The organism is Streptoalloteichus hindustanus (assembly GCF_900129375.1).
Taxonomy (GTDB): domain Bacteria; phylum Actinomycetota; class Actinomycetes; order Mycobacteriales; family Pseudonocardiaceae; genus Streptoalloteichus; species Streptoalloteichus hindustanus.
The window spans coordinates 62490-77786 of sequence record NZ_FQVN01000002.1 but is presented as its reverse complement, the minus strand read 5'-3'; the positions used below and the strand labels follow the sequence as shown (position 1 = coordinate 77786).

At 68.9% G+C, this 15297-nt stretch carries 17 protein-coding genes; 10 read left to right on the top strand and 7 right to left on the bottom strand.

Features of this window, described 5'->3' with window-relative positions; all coding sequences use genetic code 11:
* The 6 genes from BUE43_RS05890 to BUE43_RS05865 all read left to right on the top strand — a co-directional run bounded on the left by BUE43_RS05890 (position 1) and on the right by BUE43_RS05865 (position 3897).
* On the top strand, positions 1-612 hold the full coding sequence (locus tag BUE43_RS05890) for a DUF3558 domain-containing protein (RefSeq protein WP_073480390.1): 612 nt from the start codon (positions 1-3) through the stop codon (positions 610-612).
* A 4-nt stretch (positions 613-616) separates the two neighbouring features.
* Entirely contained in the window at positions 617-1282 is a 666-nt protein-coding gene (locus BUE43_RS05885) for a DUF3558 domain-containing protein (RefSeq protein WP_083959394.1), read from the top strand.
* Between the two features lie 57 nt (positions 1283-1339).
* The gene (locus BUE43_RS05880; protein WP_073480388.1) at positions 1340-1864 is read left to right on the top strand and encodes a DUF3558 domain-containing protein; all 525 of its coding nucleotides are present in this window, start codon (positions 1340-1342) and stop codon (positions 1862-1864) included.
* Between the two features lie 143 nt (positions 1865-2007).
* The gene (locus BUE43_RS05875) at positions 2008-2616 is read left to right on the top strand and encodes a DUF3558 domain-containing protein (RefSeq protein ID WP_073480387.1); all 609 of its coding nucleotides are present in this window, start codon (positions 2008-2010) and stop codon (positions 2614-2616) included.
* 55 nt (positions 2617-2671) lie between these two features.
* Positions 2672-3271 (top strand): DUF3558 domain-containing protein, encoded by a 600-nt coding sequence (locus tag BUE43_RS05870; RefSeq protein WP_073480386.1) that lies wholly within the window; start codon positions 2672-2674, stop codon positions 3269-3271.
* Positions 3272-3303: 32 nt separating this feature from the next.
* Positions 3304-3897: a P-loop nucleotide/nucleoside kinase family protein gene (locus BUE43_RS05865; RefSeq protein WP_073480385.1), complete on the top strand. Its 594-nt coding sequence runs from the start codon at positions 3304-3306 to the stop codon at positions 3895-3897.
* Here BUE43_RS05865 and BUE43_RS05860 read toward each other — a convergent pair.
* The 3 genes from BUE43_RS05860 to BUE43_RS05850 form a co-directional block, all read right to left on the bottom strand.
* Complete coding sequence (locus tag BUE43_RS05860) at positions 3842-5632, bottom strand: thiamine pyrophosphate-requiring protein (RefSeq protein ID WP_073480384.1); 1791 nt, start codon at positions 5630-5632, stop codon at positions 3842-3844. The genes BUE43_RS05865 and BUE43_RS05860 overlap by 56 nt on opposite strands.
* Positions 5633-5734: 102 nt before the next feature.
* The gene (locus BUE43_RS05855) at positions 5735-6403 is read right to left on the bottom strand and encodes a response regulator (protein ID WP_073480383.1); all 669 of its coding nucleotides are present in this window, start codon (positions 6401-6403) and stop codon (positions 5735-5737) included.
* Positions 6400-8061, bottom strand: a complete 1662-nt coding sequence (locus tag BUE43_RS05850; protein ID WP_234995573.1) for a sensor histidine kinase — start codon at positions 8059-8061, stop codon at positions 6400-6402. The genes BUE43_RS05855 and BUE43_RS05850 overlap by 4 nt, the downstream gene beginning before the upstream one ends.
* Before the next feature lie 193 nt (positions 8062-8254).
* Here BUE43_RS05850 and BUE43_RS05845 point away from each other — a divergent pair, with 193 nt between their 5' ends.
* The 4 genes from BUE43_RS05845 (at position 8255) to BUE43_RS05830 (ending at position 11841) form a co-directional block, all read left to right on the top strand.
* Positions 8255-9064, top strand: coding sequence for an ABC transporter ATP-binding protein (locus tag BUE43_RS05845; RefSeq protein ID WP_073480381.1), 810 nt, complete (start codon positions 8255-8257; stop codon positions 9062-9064).
* Between the two features lie 91 nt (positions 9065-9155).
* Positions 9156-9995 (top strand): ABC transporter permease, encoded by an 840-nt coding sequence (locus tag BUE43_RS05840; protein ID WP_073480919.1) that lies wholly within the window; start codon positions 9156-9158, stop codon positions 9993-9995.
* Between the two features lies 1 nt (position 9996).
* The gene (locus BUE43_RS05835) at positions 9997-11046 is read left to right on the top strand and encodes an ABC transporter substrate-binding protein (RefSeq protein ID WP_073480380.1); all 1050 of its coding nucleotides are present in this window, start codon (positions 9997-9999) and stop codon (positions 11044-11046) included.
* 240 nt (positions 11047-11286) lie between these two features.
* On the top strand, positions 11287-11841 hold the full coding sequence (locus tag BUE43_RS05830) for a snapalysin family zinc-dependent metalloprotease (protein ID WP_073480379.1): 555 nt from the start codon (positions 11287-11289) through the stop codon (positions 11839-11841).
* A 196-nt stretch (positions 11842-12037) separates the two neighbouring features.
* Here BUE43_RS05830 and BUE43_RS05825 read toward each other — a convergent pair whose 3' ends face one another.
* The 4 genes from BUE43_RS05825 to BUE43_RS05815 form a co-directional block, all read right to left on the bottom strand.
* Positions 12038-13237: a cytochrome P450 gene (locus BUE43_RS05825; protein ID WP_159447695.1), complete on the bottom strand. Its 1200-nt coding sequence runs from the start codon at positions 13235-13237 to the stop codon at positions 12038-12040.
* Positions 13238-13239: 2 nt separating this feature from the next.
* On the bottom strand, positions 13240-13995 hold the full coding sequence (locus tag BUE43_RS05820) for a TetR/AcrR family transcriptional regulator (RefSeq protein WP_083959391.1): 756 nt from the start codon (positions 13993-13995) through the stop codon (positions 13240-13242).
* Between the two features lie 427 nt (positions 13996-14422).
* Positions 14423-14569, bottom strand: coding sequence for a hypothetical protein (locus BUE43_RS34970; protein WP_234995572.1), 147 nt, complete (start codon positions 14567-14569; stop codon positions 14423-14425).
* 99 nt (positions 14570-14668) lie between these two features.
* Entirely contained in the window at positions 14669-15214 is a 546-nt protein-coding gene (locus BUE43_RS05815) for an MFS transporter (RefSeq protein WP_073480376.1), read from the bottom strand.
* Positions 15215-15297: the final 83 nt, after the last annotated feature.

Sequence of the window (15297 nt, the reverse complement as noted above, 5' to 3'; positions counted from 1 at the left end):
GTGACGAGCAAGGTTACGAAGACCGCCATTCCAGTTCTGGCAACGCTGCTGTTGGCAAGTTGCTCCGGAGGATCGGTGCGGGGTACCGCCCAACCCACCAGCGGCCCCGCCACCAGCGCGAACGCATCTTCGGATGCCCTGCCACCCGGTGTCCCACGCGTGCCGAAGACCTTGGACACCACGCGGTTCCAACAGGACCCCTGCAGCGTCCTGACGCCGGCACAGCTTCAAATGTTCAAGCTCCCCAATTCAGGCAGGACCCGCAAAGAGCCCTCCCCCGCATGCTCTTGGTCCGACTGGAGCGGACCGGCAAGGATGGGCCTGTCGGTCACAATTGCGACCGATCGAGACGGCCTGGCAGGACTCTACCGCCGACAAAAAAACCTTAAAGTCTTCGAACCCCTGGAAATCGAAGGTTACCCAGCAGCGATCGTGCTCGCAGCTCGGGACGAACGTCCCGACGGAGTGTGCGACGTCGAGTTTGCAGTCACCGACAAACTCAGCATTAGCGTGCGAACTACTCTAGAAACAGCCGACAAGGCAACGAATCCCTGCGGTCCAACGAAGGCCGGTGCCGCTGAGGTCCTGAAAACCCTCAAGGCCGCCAACTGACCCGGTGACGGCGGGGGCCCATCCTAGCCCCCGCCGTCACACGTTCCCGGAGCTGACTGTGCCGAAGAGGATTACAAAGATCGCCGTTCCGTTGCTGGGAACGCTGCTGTTGGCAAGCTGCGCCGGAGGATCAGTGCGGGGCACCGCCCAACCAACCAACAGCCCGGCCAACGGAGCCAGCGCGTCGTCTGACGCCCCTCCCTCCGACGTGCCCCGCGTACCGAAGGCGTTGGACACCACACGCTTCCAACAAGACCCCTGCACCATCCTGACACCAGCACAGCTCCAAGGGTTCAAACTTGGCGAGCCAGGCACGGCTTACCAGAACCCAGCTCCCTCCTGCTCTTGGTCCGATTCGAGCGGCCCAGCACGAATGGGCCTGACGGTCACCATCGCGACCGACCGAGACGGCCTGGCCGGACTCTACCGTCGCCAAAAGACCTATAAGGTCTTCGAGCCACTAACCATCGAAGGCTACCCCGCGACAGTCGTGGCGGCAGCACGGGACCAACGCCCCGAGGGAGTGTGCGACGTCGAGTTCGCCGTCACCGACAAACTCAGCATCAGCGTCCAGACTTCCCTACAGACCGCCGACAGGGCGGCGAACCCCTGCGGGCCAACGAAGACCGCGGCTACGGAAGTCCTGAAGACCCTCAAGGCGGCCAACTAAGGCATCGACGGCGGGGCCCATCCCAGCCCCCGCCGTCACACGTTCCCGGAGCTGACTGTGCCGAAGAAGATTAAGAAGATCGGCGTTCCAATTTTGGGAACGCTGCTGTTGGCAAGCTGCGCTGGAGGATCAGTGCGGGGCACCGCCCAACCCACCAGCGGCCCTGCCACGAGCGCGAAAACATCATCCGACGCCCTGCCTTCCGATGTCCCCCGCGTTCCCAAAGCATTGGACACTACGCGGTTCCAACAGGACCCCTGCAGTATCCTGGCGCCGGCGCAGCTCCAGATGTTCAAGCTCCCCAGTGCAGGCAAACCACGCAAGGAGCCCTCCCCCTACTGCATCTGGTCTGACTTTAGTGGGCCCGCGAAAATGGGTTTGTCGGTCACCATCGCAACCGAACGAGACGGCCTCGCCGGACTCTACCGCCGCCACAAGGACTTTAAAGTCTTCGAGCCACTGCAAATTGAAGATTACCCAGCAGCAATCGTGGCGACAGCACTGGACAAACGCCCACAGGGAGACTGTGACGTCGAGTTCGCCGCAACCGACAAACTCAGCATCAGCGTAAAGACCACCTGAATACCGCCGACAAGGCAACAAACCCCTGTGGCCCAACAAAGACCGCGGCTACGGAAGTCCTGAAGACCCTCAAGGCGGCCAACTAAGGCATCGACGGCGGGGCCCATCCCAGCCCCCGCCGTCACACGTTCCCGGAGCTGACTGTGCCGAAGAAAATTACGAAGATCGCCGTTCCGATTCTGGGAACGCTGTTGCTGGCGAGCTGTGCCGGAGGATCGGCGCGAGGCTCCGCACAACCCACCAGCGGCCCCGCCACCAGCGCAAACGCTTCATCCGATGCGCTTCCCCCCGACGTCCCCCGCGTACCGAAGGCACTGGACACCACACGCTTCCAACAAGACCCCTGCACCATCCTCACACCGACACAGGTCCAAATATTCAAACTTCACGAAGGCAAGCCCCGTCACAAACCAAACCCTACCTGCTTCTGGCATGACTTGGACGGCACGGCGAAGATGAGCCTGTCGGTCTCCATCGCGACTGACCGAGACGGCCTGGCGGGACTTTACCGCCAACAAAAGAACTTTAAAGTCTTCGAACCCACAAAAATCGAAGACTATCCTGCGGCAATCGTGGCCACAGCATTGGATCAACGCCCTCAGGGAGAATGTGACGTCGAGTTCGCCGTCACCGACAAACTTAGCATCAGCGTAAAGACTTCCCTGGAAACACCTGACAGGGCAGCAAACCCCTGCGGGCCAACGAAGACCGCGGCTACGGAAGTCCTGAAGACCCTCAAGGCCGCCAACTGAAGTTCGACGGCGGGGGCCATCCCAGCCCCGCCGTCACACGTTCCCGGAGCTGACTGTGCCGAAGAAGATTACAAAGATCGCCGTTCCAATTCTGGGAACGCTACTGATGGCAAGCTGCGCCGGAGGACCGGTGCAAGGCACTGCCCAACCCGCCACCAGCGCCAACACTTCATCCGACGCGCTTCCCCCCGACGTCCCCCGCGTACCGAAGGCACTGGACACCACACGCTTCCAACAAGACCCCTGCACCATCCTCACACCAGCACAGCTCCAAGCGCTCAAACTTGGCGAGTCAGGTACGACCTACCAGAGGCCGACCCCCTCCTGCGCCTGGTCGAACTGGAGCGGTCCAGCGAAGATGAGAATGTCGGTCACCTTCGCGACCGATCGAGACGGGCTGGCAGGTCTCTACCGCCGACACAAAAACTTCAAGGTCTTCGAACCCCTGGAAATCGAAGGCTACCCAGCAGCGATCGTGCTCGTGGCTCTGGACCAACGTCCAGACGGAGTCTGCGACGTCGAGTTCGCCGTCACCGACAAACTCAGCATCAGCGTCCAGACCACCCGGCTCAGCACAGACAAAGCAACGAACCCCTGTGGGCCAACGAAGGCCGGTGCGGCTGAGGTCCTGAAGACTCTGAAGGCCGCCAACTGAGGGGGTAGTGTGCGACGGCTATAACTGCTGGGGTGACCGGTCTTCCGACGCTTGTTGTTGTCAGTGGTCCGCCTGGGGCGGGTAAGACCACTCTTGCGCATGCGATCGCTCGGGCGGTCGGGTGTCCGGCGATCTGCCGGGATGAGATCAAGGAGGGCATGGCGCACGCCTCGCCTGGCTTCGTGCCGGGTCCGGTCGACGAGTTGAGTGTGCGGACGTTGCCGACCTTCTTCGGTGTGCTGGAGTTGTTGCTGCGGGCCGGGGTCACGACGGTGGCGGAGGCGGCTTTCCAGGACCGGCTGTGGCGACCCGGGTTGGAGGCATTGCGGGGCCTCGCTCGGATTCGCGTTGTGCACTGCGTGGTTGACGCGGGGGTCGCGCATGCGCGGATGCTTCAGCGGGCGAAGGAGAGTTCGCTTCGCCGGGTTCATGCCGAGCCGAATCCGGATGACCCCGCGGTCCACGCGGAGGGCCACAACGCGTTTCGTCGGGTTTCGGTCGAGGCGCCCTGGATCGAGGTCGACACCACCAGGGGGTACGACCCCGATCTCGGGGCGGTCGTGGACTTCGTCAGCGGCCGGAGCCCGGGAGGAACTCCTGGATCTTGGCTCGGACGCCGGAGCTGACCACGCGCCAGGCGTCCGGGTCGCCCCGTACCAGCGCCTCGGCCATCTTCTCCATCTGGTCGTAGGTGGCGTGCGGTGGGATGGGCGGGACCGTCGGGTCGGTGACGAACTCGACCAGGCAGGGGCGGTCGGCGGCCAGCGCCTGCTCCCACGCGCCCCGGACCTGGGAGGGGTCGTCCACCTTCACGCCGCGCAGGTCGATGCTGTCGGCGAAGCGCGCGTACGGGAAGCTCGGCAGTCGTTGGGAGGGCACGAACGTCGGTGAGCCGCCCATCGCGCGCAGTTCCCAGGTCACCTGGTTGAGGTCGCCGTTGTTGAGGACGCCGACGATCAGCCGGGGGTCGGCCCACTCCTTCCAGTACATGCTGACGGTGACCAGCTCGTTGATGCCGTTCATCTGCATGGCGCCGTCGCCCACGAGGGCGATGGCGGGCCGGTCGGGATGGGCGAACTTGGCCGCGGTGGCGTAGGGCAGCCCCGGTCCCATGGTCGCCAGGGTGCCGGACAGCGAGCCGCGCATGCGGCCGCGGAACCGCAGGTGGCGGGCGTACCAGTTGGCCGCGGACCCGGAGTCGGCGGTCACGATGGCGTCCTCGGGCAGCATCGGCGACAGGTCGTGGAACACCTGTTCGGGGTTGATGGGCTTGGCGGAGACCTTGGCGCGCCGTTCCATGACGTCCCACCAGCGGGAGACCCGGCTCTCGATCCCCTCGCGCCAGGAGCGGTCCGTCTTGCGGCGCAGCAGCGGCAGCAGGGCACGCAGCGTGCGCGCCGCGTCCCCGTGCAGGTTGACCTCGAACGGGTAGCGGAGGCCGAGCATCGTGGGGTCGATGTCGATCTGCACGGCCCTGGCGTTCCCATAGTCCGGGAGGAACTGGCTGTACGGGAAGTTCGAGCCGACCACGAGCAGGGTGTCGCAGTCGCGCATCAGCTCGTAGGACGGGCGGGTGCCGAGCAGGCCGATCGACCCGGTGACGAACGGCAGTTCGTCGGAGAGCACGTCCTTGCCGAGCAGCGCCTTGGCCACCCCGGCCCCCAGGACGTCGGCGACCTCCAGGACCTCGTCCGCGGCGCCCCGCGCGCCCTGCCCGATGAGCATCGCCACGCGCTCGCCCGCGTTGAGGACCTCGGCGGCGGTGCGCAGGTCCTCGTCCGCCGGCACGGGCACGCCCTGGCAGACGCCCAGGCTGGAGGGCACCATCTTGAACTCGTGCGAGGGCGCCTGGTAGTCCAGCTCCTGCACGTCGTTGGGGATGATCAACGCGGTCACGGTGCGCCGGGTGAGCGCGATGCGCAGCGCCCGGTCGAGCACGTTGGGCAACTGCTCGGGGACCATGACCATCTGCACGTACTCGTTGGCCACGTCCTTGAACAGGCTGAGCAGGTCGACCTCCTGCTGGTAGGCGCCGCCCATCGCGCTGCGGGCGGTCTGGCCCACGATCGCCACCACCGGGACGTGGTCCAGCTTGGCGTCGTAGAGCCCGTTGAGCAGGTGGATCGCCCCCGGCCCCGAGGTCGCGACGCAGACGCCGACGTGCCCGGAGAACTTGGCGTAGCCGACCGCCTCGAACGCCGCCAGCTCCTCGTGCCTGGCCTGGACGAACCGGGGTCGGTCCTTGGCGCGCGCCCACGCGGCCACCAGTCCGTTGATGCCGTCGCCGGGATAGCCGAAGACGTGCTCCACACCCCACTCGCGGAGCCGCCGCAGCAGGTAGTCGCCAACCTTCTCGGCCATGACACCTCCCACAGGCCAGCCTCGGCCCCACCCGGTCGGGTGCGGCCGCCGTCCTAAGGCCTTCCCAGGGCGTGTCGGCTGGAAACCCGCGCGGGGGTGGACTCAGCGGGACGCGTCGCTCCAGAGGTACTGGTGTTCGGGCCGGCCGGTCGCGCCGTAGCGCAGGCTCATGGTCGCGTCGCCGTTCTGGGCCAGGGCGGCGAGGTAGCGCTGCGCGGTCGCCCGCGCGATGCCCAGCTCGGCCGCGATCTCGGCGGCGGACCGCGGGACGCCGGCGGAGCGCAGGGCGTCCGCGACCAGGCGGGCGGTCACCGGCGACTGCCCCTTGGGCGCGGGGACGCGGTCGCCCTCGTGCAGCAGCCGCACCGCGCGGTCGATCTCCTCCTGGTTGACCGCGCCGCCGGGTCGTCCCCACTGCGCGCGGTACCGGGCGTAGGCGGCGAGCCGATCGGCCAACTGTTCCGCCGTGAACGGCTTGACCAGGTAGTTCAGCGCGCCGGCCGCGAAGGCCGCGCGGGCGGAAGCGCTGTCGGAGGCGGCGGTGAGCATGATCGTGTCCACCGTGAGCTCGCGGAGCAGGCTCAGACCCGACTCGTCGGGCAGGTAGTGGTCCAGCAGCACCAGGTCCGGCGCGAGCGCGCGCACCATCTCCCGCGCCTCGGCCGCGCTGCGCGCGGTGCCCACCACGGCGAACCCGACCACCTGCTCGGTGAACGCGGCGTGCACCTGCCCCACCCGGAAGTCGTCCTCGACGACGAGCACCCGGATCACGACCTCGCCCCCTCCCGTGTCGCGCCCGCCCTGTCCCCGAGCTCGGGGAGGTCGGACCCGTCCAGCACCTCGGGCATCCGGGCCACGAACACCGCTCCGTGCCCGGTCCCCTCCCCCGCGTCCGCCCCGGAGCCGGGGTCGGTCAGCCGGACCTCCCCGCCGAGACCGCGGACCGTCTGCCGGACCAACGCCAAACCCAGTCCCCGCCCCTCACCGTCGCGTGTGGACACTCCATCCGAGAAGATCGCCGACCGCAGTCGGTTCGGCACTCCGTCACCACTGTCCACAACGGACACGTGGAGCGTGGTCCCCTCGGCGAGGAGGTCGACCTCCACCCACGCCGGCCGGCGCGCGCCGAGCCGGGCCGCCTCCAGCGCGTTGTCAACGAGGTTGCCGACGACCGTGGTGACCTCGACCGGGGCCACGACCCGGCTCGGCACCCAGGAGGCCGGCCCGACCTGGAGCGAGACGCCCTTCTCCTCGGCCTCGGCCGTCTTCGCCGCCAGGAACGACTGGAGGTAGGGGTCGGCCACCGCCTCGCCGCCCGGCCCGAGCGCGGCGACCCCGCCGGCGGACAGCGCCTGGAGGTACTCCACGGCCTCCCGGTGGTGGTGGGTCTGCAACAGCCCGGACAACGTGTGCAGCCGGTTCGCGAACTCGTGCCGCTGGGCGCGCAGGGCGTCGGTCAGCCCCCGCACCGAGTCCAGCTCCCTGGTCAGGTTCTCCAGGTCGGTGCGGTCACGCAGGGTGAGCACCCCGCCGAGGTCCCGCCCCTCCCTGCGCACCGGCCGGTGCCTGGCCACCAACACCCGGTCGCCGGCCACCGTGATCAGGTTGTCCACCCGGCCGCCGGACATCGCCGCCCGGAGTCGGGGTGGCAGCGCCAGCTCGTCCACGGGCGTGCCCGGTGTCAACCGGAGCCCCAACAACCGCTCGGCCTCCCGGTTACCCACAGTGACCCGCCCGCGCGCGTCCACCGCGAGCACGCCCTCGCCGATCCCGGTGAGCACGGCCTCCCGCTCCTGGAGCAGCCCGGCGAGTTCGTGCGGCTCCAGGCCGAGCGTCCGGCGCTTGAGCAGCCGGGTGAGCAACGTCGAGCCGACGACGCCCAGCGCCAGCGCGCCGCCGACGAACGCCCCGGCCGCGCCCAGCAGCTCGTGGCGCGTCGCGGCGAGGTCGTCGGCGTCGAAACCCACGCTGACCTCGCCGACGACCGCGCCGGCGGCGTCCCGCAGCGGCACCTTCCCCCGCGCCGACAACCCGAGGGTGCCGTGCTCGACCTGGGCCACCTCGTGCCCGGCCAGCGCCCCGCCCGGGTCGGTGCTCACCCGCTGGCCGAGCTGGTCCGGGTTCGGGTGCGCGAACCGGATGCCCCGCTCGTCGGTGACCACGACGAACAGCGCCCGCGTCGCCAGGCGCACGCGCTCGGCCCTGGCCTGCACGACCCGTTCGGGGTCGTCGCGCACGACGGCCGCGGCCACGTCCCCGTCGGCGGCGACGGCCCGGGCCACGGCCAGCGCGCGCTGCTCGTACTGGTGCACGAGGTGGCGTTCCAGCAGCCAGCCGACCAGCGCGAAGCCGACCCCGACCACCAGCGTGACCAGGCAGACCTGCGACAGCAGCACCTGGCGGGCGAACGGCATCCGGGGCTGTGACATGCGCGGACGCTACCTCCCGCCGCGCCATGAGCAGAACGCGCGAAACGCGGACAACGCGGAATGGGAGAACAACGCCGAGAAGACTTCGCGGCGTGAGCGGGGTCACCTACGGTCCAGCGCCAACGAGACATCCGCTGATCGCGGCCACGACTTCCGCCTCCACGCGCGGCGGAGACGAACCAGGAGCAGGCGCATGACCGAAGATCCCGTGATCCGGTTGCGGGGCGCGACGAAACGCTTCCGAAGCAGCTCGGGCGGCGTGCACACGGCGGTGCACGACCTGACCATGACGGTGGGGCGCGGCGAGTTCGTCGCGGTGGTCGGTCCGACCGGCTGCGGCAAGTCGACGACGTTGTCCCTGGTCTCCGGGCTGGAGGCGCCCTCGGAGGGTGAGGCCGTGGTGAACGGCCGCCCGGTGGCGGGCATCCCGGACGGGGTCGGCTACATGTTCCAGGCCGACGCGGTGCTGCCGTGGCGCACGGTGCTGGACAACGTGGCCACCGGCCCGCGCTACCGGGGCGCCAGCCGGAAGGAGGCCAGGGAGCGGGCCGGCGACTGGGTGCGCCGGGTCGGCCTGGGCGGGTTCGAGGACTACTACCCGCACCAGCTCTCCGGCGGCATGCGCAAGCGCGTGGCGATGGCCCAGACCCTGGTCAACGAGCCGTCGATCCTGCTCATGGACGAGCCGTTCAGCGCGCTGGACGTGCAGACCAGGGCGCTGATGCAGGACGAGTTGCTGCGGCTGTGGTCGGGCACCGGCGCGGCGGTCATCTTCGTGACGCACGACCTGGAGGAGGCGATCTGCCTCGCCGACCGGGTGCTGGTCATGACCGCCGGCCCGGCGACGGTGAAGGCGGCGTTCCCGGTGCCGCTGGACCGCCCGCGCGACGTCGAGCGCATCCGGCTCACCACCGAGTTCCTCGACGTCTACCGGGAGATCTGGGAGTCGCTGCGGGAAGAGGTCGAGGAGACCAGGCAGAGGGGAACCCACCGTGTCGCGTGAGGGACTGGACGTGCGGGAGGCCGAGTCCCCCGCCACCGTGACCACCGGCGGGACCACCGGCGGGACTGCCGCCGAGCACGCGCGGAGCGCGCTGCCGGACACGGCCGCGCTCCAGCGCCAGGCCAGCGCGGCGCGGCGCCGCCGGCGCGCCGGCATGTGGGCGCTGCGCCTGCTCCTCGTCGTGGTGTGGCTCGGGAGTTGGGAAGCCGCGGCGACGTGGTGGATCGACCCGTTCTTCTACTCCAAGCCCAGCGCGATCGCCGTGCGGTTGGCGGAGTGGTTCGACATCGGCACCCAGTTCGGCTCCGTGTGGGAGCAGATCGCGGTGACGCTGGAGGAGGCGGTGCTGGGCTTCGCGCTCGGCGCCGTGGCCGGGGTGGTGCTCGGTGTCCTGCTGGGCCGCAGCCGGTACCTGGCCGACGTGCTCGCGCCGTTCATCAAGGCGGCCAACGCCGTCCCGCGCATCGTGCTCGCATCGCTGTTCATCATCTGGTTCGGCTTCGGGCTGACCTCCAAGGTCGCCACCGTGGTGGTGCTGGTGTTCTTCGCGGTGTTCTTCAACGCCTTCACCGGCGCCCGCGAGGTGGACCGCAACCTGTTGAACAACGCCAGGATTCTCGGGGCGAGCCGGGCGCAGGTGCTGGGCACCATCGTGCTGCCGAGCGCCACCTCCTGGATTCTGTCCTCCTTGCACACCGCGTTCGGCTTCGCGTTGATCGGCGCGGTGGTCGGCGAGTACGCGGGCGCGAGCAAGGGACTGGGCCTGCTGATCAGCAACGCGCAGGGCACCTTCGACTCGGCGGGCATCTACGCCGGCATGATCATCATCACGGTGGTCGCGCTGGTCGCGGAGTGGGTGCTGACCCTGGCGGAGAAGCGGTTGCTGCGGTGGCGGCCGCCGGCGGCCGGCGAGTCCTCGGCGGGGGTGTGAGATGCGCCGTCCACTGTGGACCCGGGGCGCGGCCGCGGCGCTGGCGGTCGTCGCCGTGCTGGCCAGCGCCGGCTGTCGGGAGTCGCGGACCGTGCCGGTCGGGGCGGACGGGCAGCCGGAGATCACTATCATGGTCGGCGGCGTGGACAAGGTGATCTACCTGCCGGCGATGCTGACCGAGCGGCTCGGCGGCTTCGAGCGCCAGGGGCTCCGGGTGAAGCTGCTCAGCGAGCAGTCCGGGGCCAACGCGGAGACGACGCTGCTGAGCGGGGACGTGCAGGCGGTCGTCGGGTTCTACGACCACACGATCGACCTCCAGGCCAAGGACCAGTGCATCACCAGCGTCGTCCAGCTCGCCGACGTGCCGGGCGAGGTCGAGCTGGTGGCGGCGGACAAGGCCGAGGAGATCCGCGGCCCCGCCGACTTCCGCGGCCGGAAGCTGGGCGTCACCTCGCTCGGCTCGTCCACCGACTTCCTCACCCGCTACCTCGCCGGGTCGGCCGGTCTGTCCACTTCGGACTACACGACGGTGAAGGTGGGCGCCGGCCAGACGTTCGTCGCCGGCATCACCAACGGCGGGATCGACGCCGGCATGACCACCGACCCCACGGTGGCGCAGCTCGTCAACACCGGGCGGGCGAAGGTCATCGCGGACATGCGCACCGAGGAGGGCACGCGCGCGGCCCTCGGCGGGCTCTACCCGGCCAGCTCGGTGTACATGAAGTGCGAGATCGTCGAACGCTATCCCGAGGTGGTGCGGAAGCTGGCCGCCGCTTTTGTCGAGACCCTGCGCTGGATGAAGCAGCACAGCCCCGAGGAGATCGCCGACCGGATGCCGGCCTCCTACGCCAACGCGGGGCGGGACCTGTACGTGCAGTCGATCCGCGACAGCGTCGGGATGTTCAACGGCACCGGCCGGATGAACCCCGAGGGCGCGCGGAACGTGCTGAAGGTCCTGAGCGAGTTCTCCACCAACGTGAAGCCGAAGAAGGACCGGATCGACCTGTCCCGTACCTACACCACGAAGTTCGTCGACCAGGTTCCGTCCTAGACCCTGCACTGGGCCCTGCACTGGGACGGGAGGTTCCGGGACCCGCTTCCCCCGGCGGGCCCCGGAACCTCGTCATAAGCCGGCGGAATGACCGGACCGCCCGATATCGTTCGGCGTCACCCCTGGTCCGCGCCTCCCGGCCGTTATGACATTTCGTTATGCCACAAGTCGTTGCTGGCCGTTTCGGGACCGCCCTACGCTCCGGGCACTCCCCTTCCCCCCGGCGCGAGGAGACTTACCGTGTTCCTTCGCAGGACGACACGCGCACTGGTCGCCTTACTGGTCCTCACCCTGGGCCTGGTGGGCGTCGGCCTCGGCACCGCGAGCGCCGCTCCCGAGGTCGACGCCAGCGCGGTCCGCACCCTCTACTACGACAGCAGCCGCGCGGGCGAGTTCAAGGAGGTGATCGACGAGGCGGCGGTCGTCTGGAACAACCACGTGAAGAACGTGAAGCTGCAGAAGGGCTCCTCCCGGGCCAACATCGTGGTCATCGCCGACAACGGCTGGCCCCGCGCCCAGACGACCAGCCTGGGCAACGGCCGGGTCTACATGGGACGCCAGGCCGTGCAGCAGGGCTACGACACGCTGCGGATCGCCACCCACGAGCTCGGCCACATCCTCGGCCTGCCCGACCGCAAGCCCGGCCCCTGCTCGTCGCTGATGTCCGGCAGCAGCGCGGGAACCGAGTGCCGCAACCCGAACCCCAACGCGCGGGAGATCTCCGAGGTGGAGCGCAACTTCCGTCGCGGCGCCGTCGTCGCCGAGGCCCTGCCCGAGGCCGTCCGCGTCTTCTGATTCCACTTCTGGTTCCCGCATTCCGACGTCGAACCCGTGCCTCGACGCGAGAACATCGCGTCTTCGTACGGGTTCTTCGTCGTTTCCTCTGGTTCCAACAGGCCTGGCGGGGAGGAGACGCGAAGCGGGGGGTGCGCCCCCTCCCCGACTCCCGGTGTCCGGCCCCCGCGGCAGCTGCCGCGGAGGGGACCCGTGGTCAGGCCGGGACGACGTCCAGCGGCAGCTCCGACGCGCTGAGGAGCGAGTTCGCGTCGGTGTACCGCACCGCGTCCCAGTCCACGGACAGCTTCGCGTAGCGGTCCATGAGCAGGTTCAGCGCGATCTTCGACTCCAGCCGGGCGAGCGGAGCGCCCAGGCAGAAGTGGATGCCGTGCCCGAAGGACACGTGCGGGTTGGGGTCGCGGTGCAGGGAGAACCGGTCGGGGTCGGGGAACTGCCGCTCGTCCCGGTTGGCCGCGGCCAGCCACAGGATCACCAGCGCGCTCTTCGGCAGCGTCGTGCCGCCGAGCTCCACCTCCCTGGTGGTCACCCGCACCATGCGCGTGAACGGGGTGCGCAGCCGCAACGTCTCCTCGATCGCGGCGGGCACCAGGTCCCGGTCGGCCCGGACCTCGGCCCCCGCCACGGGGTTCTCGTCCAGGCACAGCACCATGTTGCCGAGCAACGCGGTCGTGCTGACGTGCCCCGCCACGAGCAACAGCATCATGAAGGCGCTGATCTCGTCGTCGTCCAGCCGCTCCCCGTCGACCTCGGCCTCGACCAGCTTGGTGGTCAGGTCGTCCCGCGCGTCGTCCCGGCGGATCTCGATGTGCCGACGCAGGTACTCGATCATCTCCAGGACGTTCTCGCGCACGACGGCCATCCGCTCCTCCGACGGCAGCGTCGAGTCGCTGCGGCCGCCCTCGAACAGGGCGGTGGCCCACCGGCGGTACTTGTCGCGGTCGGCGACCGGGACCCCGAGCATCTCCGCGATCACCGTCACCGGCAGCGGATAGGCCACGTCCCGCACCAGGTCGATCCGCCCCTGGCCCGCGACCTCGTCCAGCAGCTCGGTGGTGAGCTCCCTGATCCGCGGCCCGAGCTGGGCGACCATGCGCGGGGTGAACGCCTGGCTGGCGAGCCGACGCAGCTTGCGGTGCTGCGGCGGGTCCATCCGCACGAAGCTGCCCCGGTTCAACCGCTCCAGCGCCGGGTCCGGCGGAATGACGCCACTGGTGTCCGACGAGAAGGTCTCGTAGTCGGACATCGCCCGTAACGTCTCCGCGTAGCGGAACACCTCCCAGATGTTCTCCGACTCCCGCCGAAGCGGTGCGGCGTTCCGGAGTTCGGCCAACGCGGCCAGGAACCGGCGGCCACCGTCCTCGACGTCGATCGCGGTCAACTTCACGTCGCTCATCATCACTCCCCGGTCGATTTCGTCGTGCTGGCCTGGACTTCACGTCCCCGGCCCAGAGCCTCGACGCGACACACATCCCTGAACCGCGTGTACTCGCGGACCAGTTGCTCGGCGACGGTGGTCAGGTCGGGGTGGTCGAGGGCGTCCGGCGCCTCGAAGGCGCTGCGGAGCACGTGCGCGAGGGAGGCGGCCCGGTCCTCGACCGAGATGTCCAGTGCCGAGGGCAGCAGAGCGGTCGCCGAGTAGAAGCCCAGGTTCGTCGCCGACACCCCGAACACCAACTGGTCCAGGGTCAGCTCCGGCCGGACCAGGCCGTACTCCATCAACGTCCGGTAGTAAACGAGGTTGATCTGCGTCTTCCTCGCCTGCACCGCCTGCCCCGCGTCGGTGTGCACGAGCTTGCCGAGCATGTCGACGTCCGGCACGAACATCGCCCGGGTCAACGGCCGACGCATCGCCGCCAGGTAGGACAACGACCCCATGCGGTGCGGCAGCACGTCGGCGGGCTCGGTCCGCAGACACTCGACCAGCTCGTCCAACAACTCCGCCATCTCACGGAGCAGGACACCGAGGAACAACTCCTCCCGGCTCCGCCAGTGCAGGTAGAGCGTGCCCTTGCCCACCCCGGCCGACCGCGCGACGTCGTCGATCGTCACCCGCCGATATCCGTGCCGCAGCAACAGATCCGCCGCCGTGTCGAGAATGTGCTCCGCGCGCCGCTCCCGCTCCGTCCGCACGTCCCCCACTGCCTCAACCATCCCCCGCCCCCACCTCCGAAACACATGACCAGATACGAAATCTGGTCATCAGTCACGCGAGATCGACGCTAGACCCACCCCCACAGACCCGACAATGAGGCAAACAGCCCAACCCGATCAGCCAACCCGACGCGCCACTGACCCCGACCACCCACACGGCCAGGGCCAGCTCTCACCCACGACCAGCACCGGCCCCGGAGGGCCGGTGCTGCGTGCCGTCGCCTTCGAATACCTTCGGCGGGAAGTAGTTGCGATCCTCACCGGTCCCGGAGGGCCGGTGCTGCCCTGCCTCACCAGCAGGGATGGGTCTCCGCAGGAAGAACACCGGGGCTGGTCGTACCAGCGGTGGACGACACGCCGGCGAGGAGCTTCGGAAACTACCGAGGGTGTCGGCGAGCACCAGAGGTCCCGAAGATCACACGACCCGTCACGCGTGCCGAGCTGGGAAACCGTGGGTGCGAGCGGAGATCACCACGATCAGCGCCGGTAGGGCGAGCACGAGAACGCTCCAGGGTAGGGAGAGCGAGCCGAACAGGTCGAGGAGAACACCGCCGACAACCCCGCCGACCGCCATGGCCGTGTTCCAGAGGGTAACGAGAGCGGCCTGCGCCGGGTCCGCGGCTTCTCCGCCCGCATGACCCACAGCGGTTTGCAGGAGCGTGCCCGCACCGCCCTATCCGAGGCCCCAGAACGCCATCGCGATGTAGACCAGCACCGGGCTGTCGGACAGCGAAGCCAGGACCGAGGCCACCACGGCGAACAGGGCGACACTCACGATCGTGAGGGGTCGCAGCCAGCGGTCGATGTAGGCGCCCACGAGCCAAATGCTCACCATCGAGGCGATTCCGAAGACCAGCAACACGACGTCGGTCGAGTCAGCCATCCCAACGCGTGCCAGGAACGTGGTGACGTAGGCGTAGAGAACGGTGTGCGCCAGCACGTAGACCAGGGTGACGACCAGAACTGCCACCACACCGGGGATTCTGAGCGCTTCCGGAATCGTGATCCGCCGATCCCGTTGCTGGCCCGGGAAGTCCGGACCCCCCACAGCGATCCACACGATCACGACGACGGCGAGCACGGTCATGGCCGAGAACGCCACCTGCCAGCCGAGCGCGCCGCCGAGGAAGGTCCCCGCTGGCACGCCCAGAGACAGGGCGAGTGACACCCCGGTCATGGCGATCGCGACCGCCTTGCCCTGGAGGTGGGCCGGCTCCATGCGCGGGCGTACCCGGCCGGCAGGGGAAGCTTTTCGGGCTGGGCACTGGTGGTCCGCGAGCCGTGATCAAGCATGGCGTTATG

Coding starts and splice junctions, on each gene's coding strand:
- BUE43_RS05860 (WP_073480384.1), bottom strand. CDS start 5,632: ATGGCCGAGAAGGTTGGCGACTACCTGCTGCGGCGGCTCCGCGAGTGG.
- BUE43_RS05850 (WP_234995573.1), bottom strand. CDS start 8,061: ATGTCACAGCCCCGGATGCCGTTCGCCCGCCAGGTGCTGCTGTCGCAG.
- BUE43_RS05845 (WP_073480381.1), top strand. CDS start 8,255: ATGACCGAAGATCCCGTGATCCGGTTGCGGGGCGCGACGAAACGCTTC.
- BUE43_RS05835 (WP_073480380.1), top strand. CDS start 9,997: ATGCGCCGTCCACTGTGGACCCGGGGCGCGGCCGCGGCGCTGGCGGTC.
- BUE43_RS05825 (WP_159447695.1), bottom strand. CDS start 13,237: ATGAGCGACGTGAAGTTGACCGCGATCGACGTCGAGGACGGTGGCCGC.
- BUE43_RS05820 (WP_083959391.1), bottom strand. CDS start 13,995: ATGGTTGAGGCAGTGGGGGACGTGCGGACGGAGCGGGAGCGGCGCGCG.
- BUE43_RS34970 (WP_234995572.1), bottom strand. CDS start 14,569: ATGGCGGTCGGCGGGGTTGTCGGCGGTGTTCTCCTCGACCTGTTCGGC.
- BUE43_RS05815 (WP_073480376.1), bottom strand. CDS start 15,214: ATGGAGCCGGCCCACCTCCAGGGCAAGGCGGTCGCGATCGCCATGACC.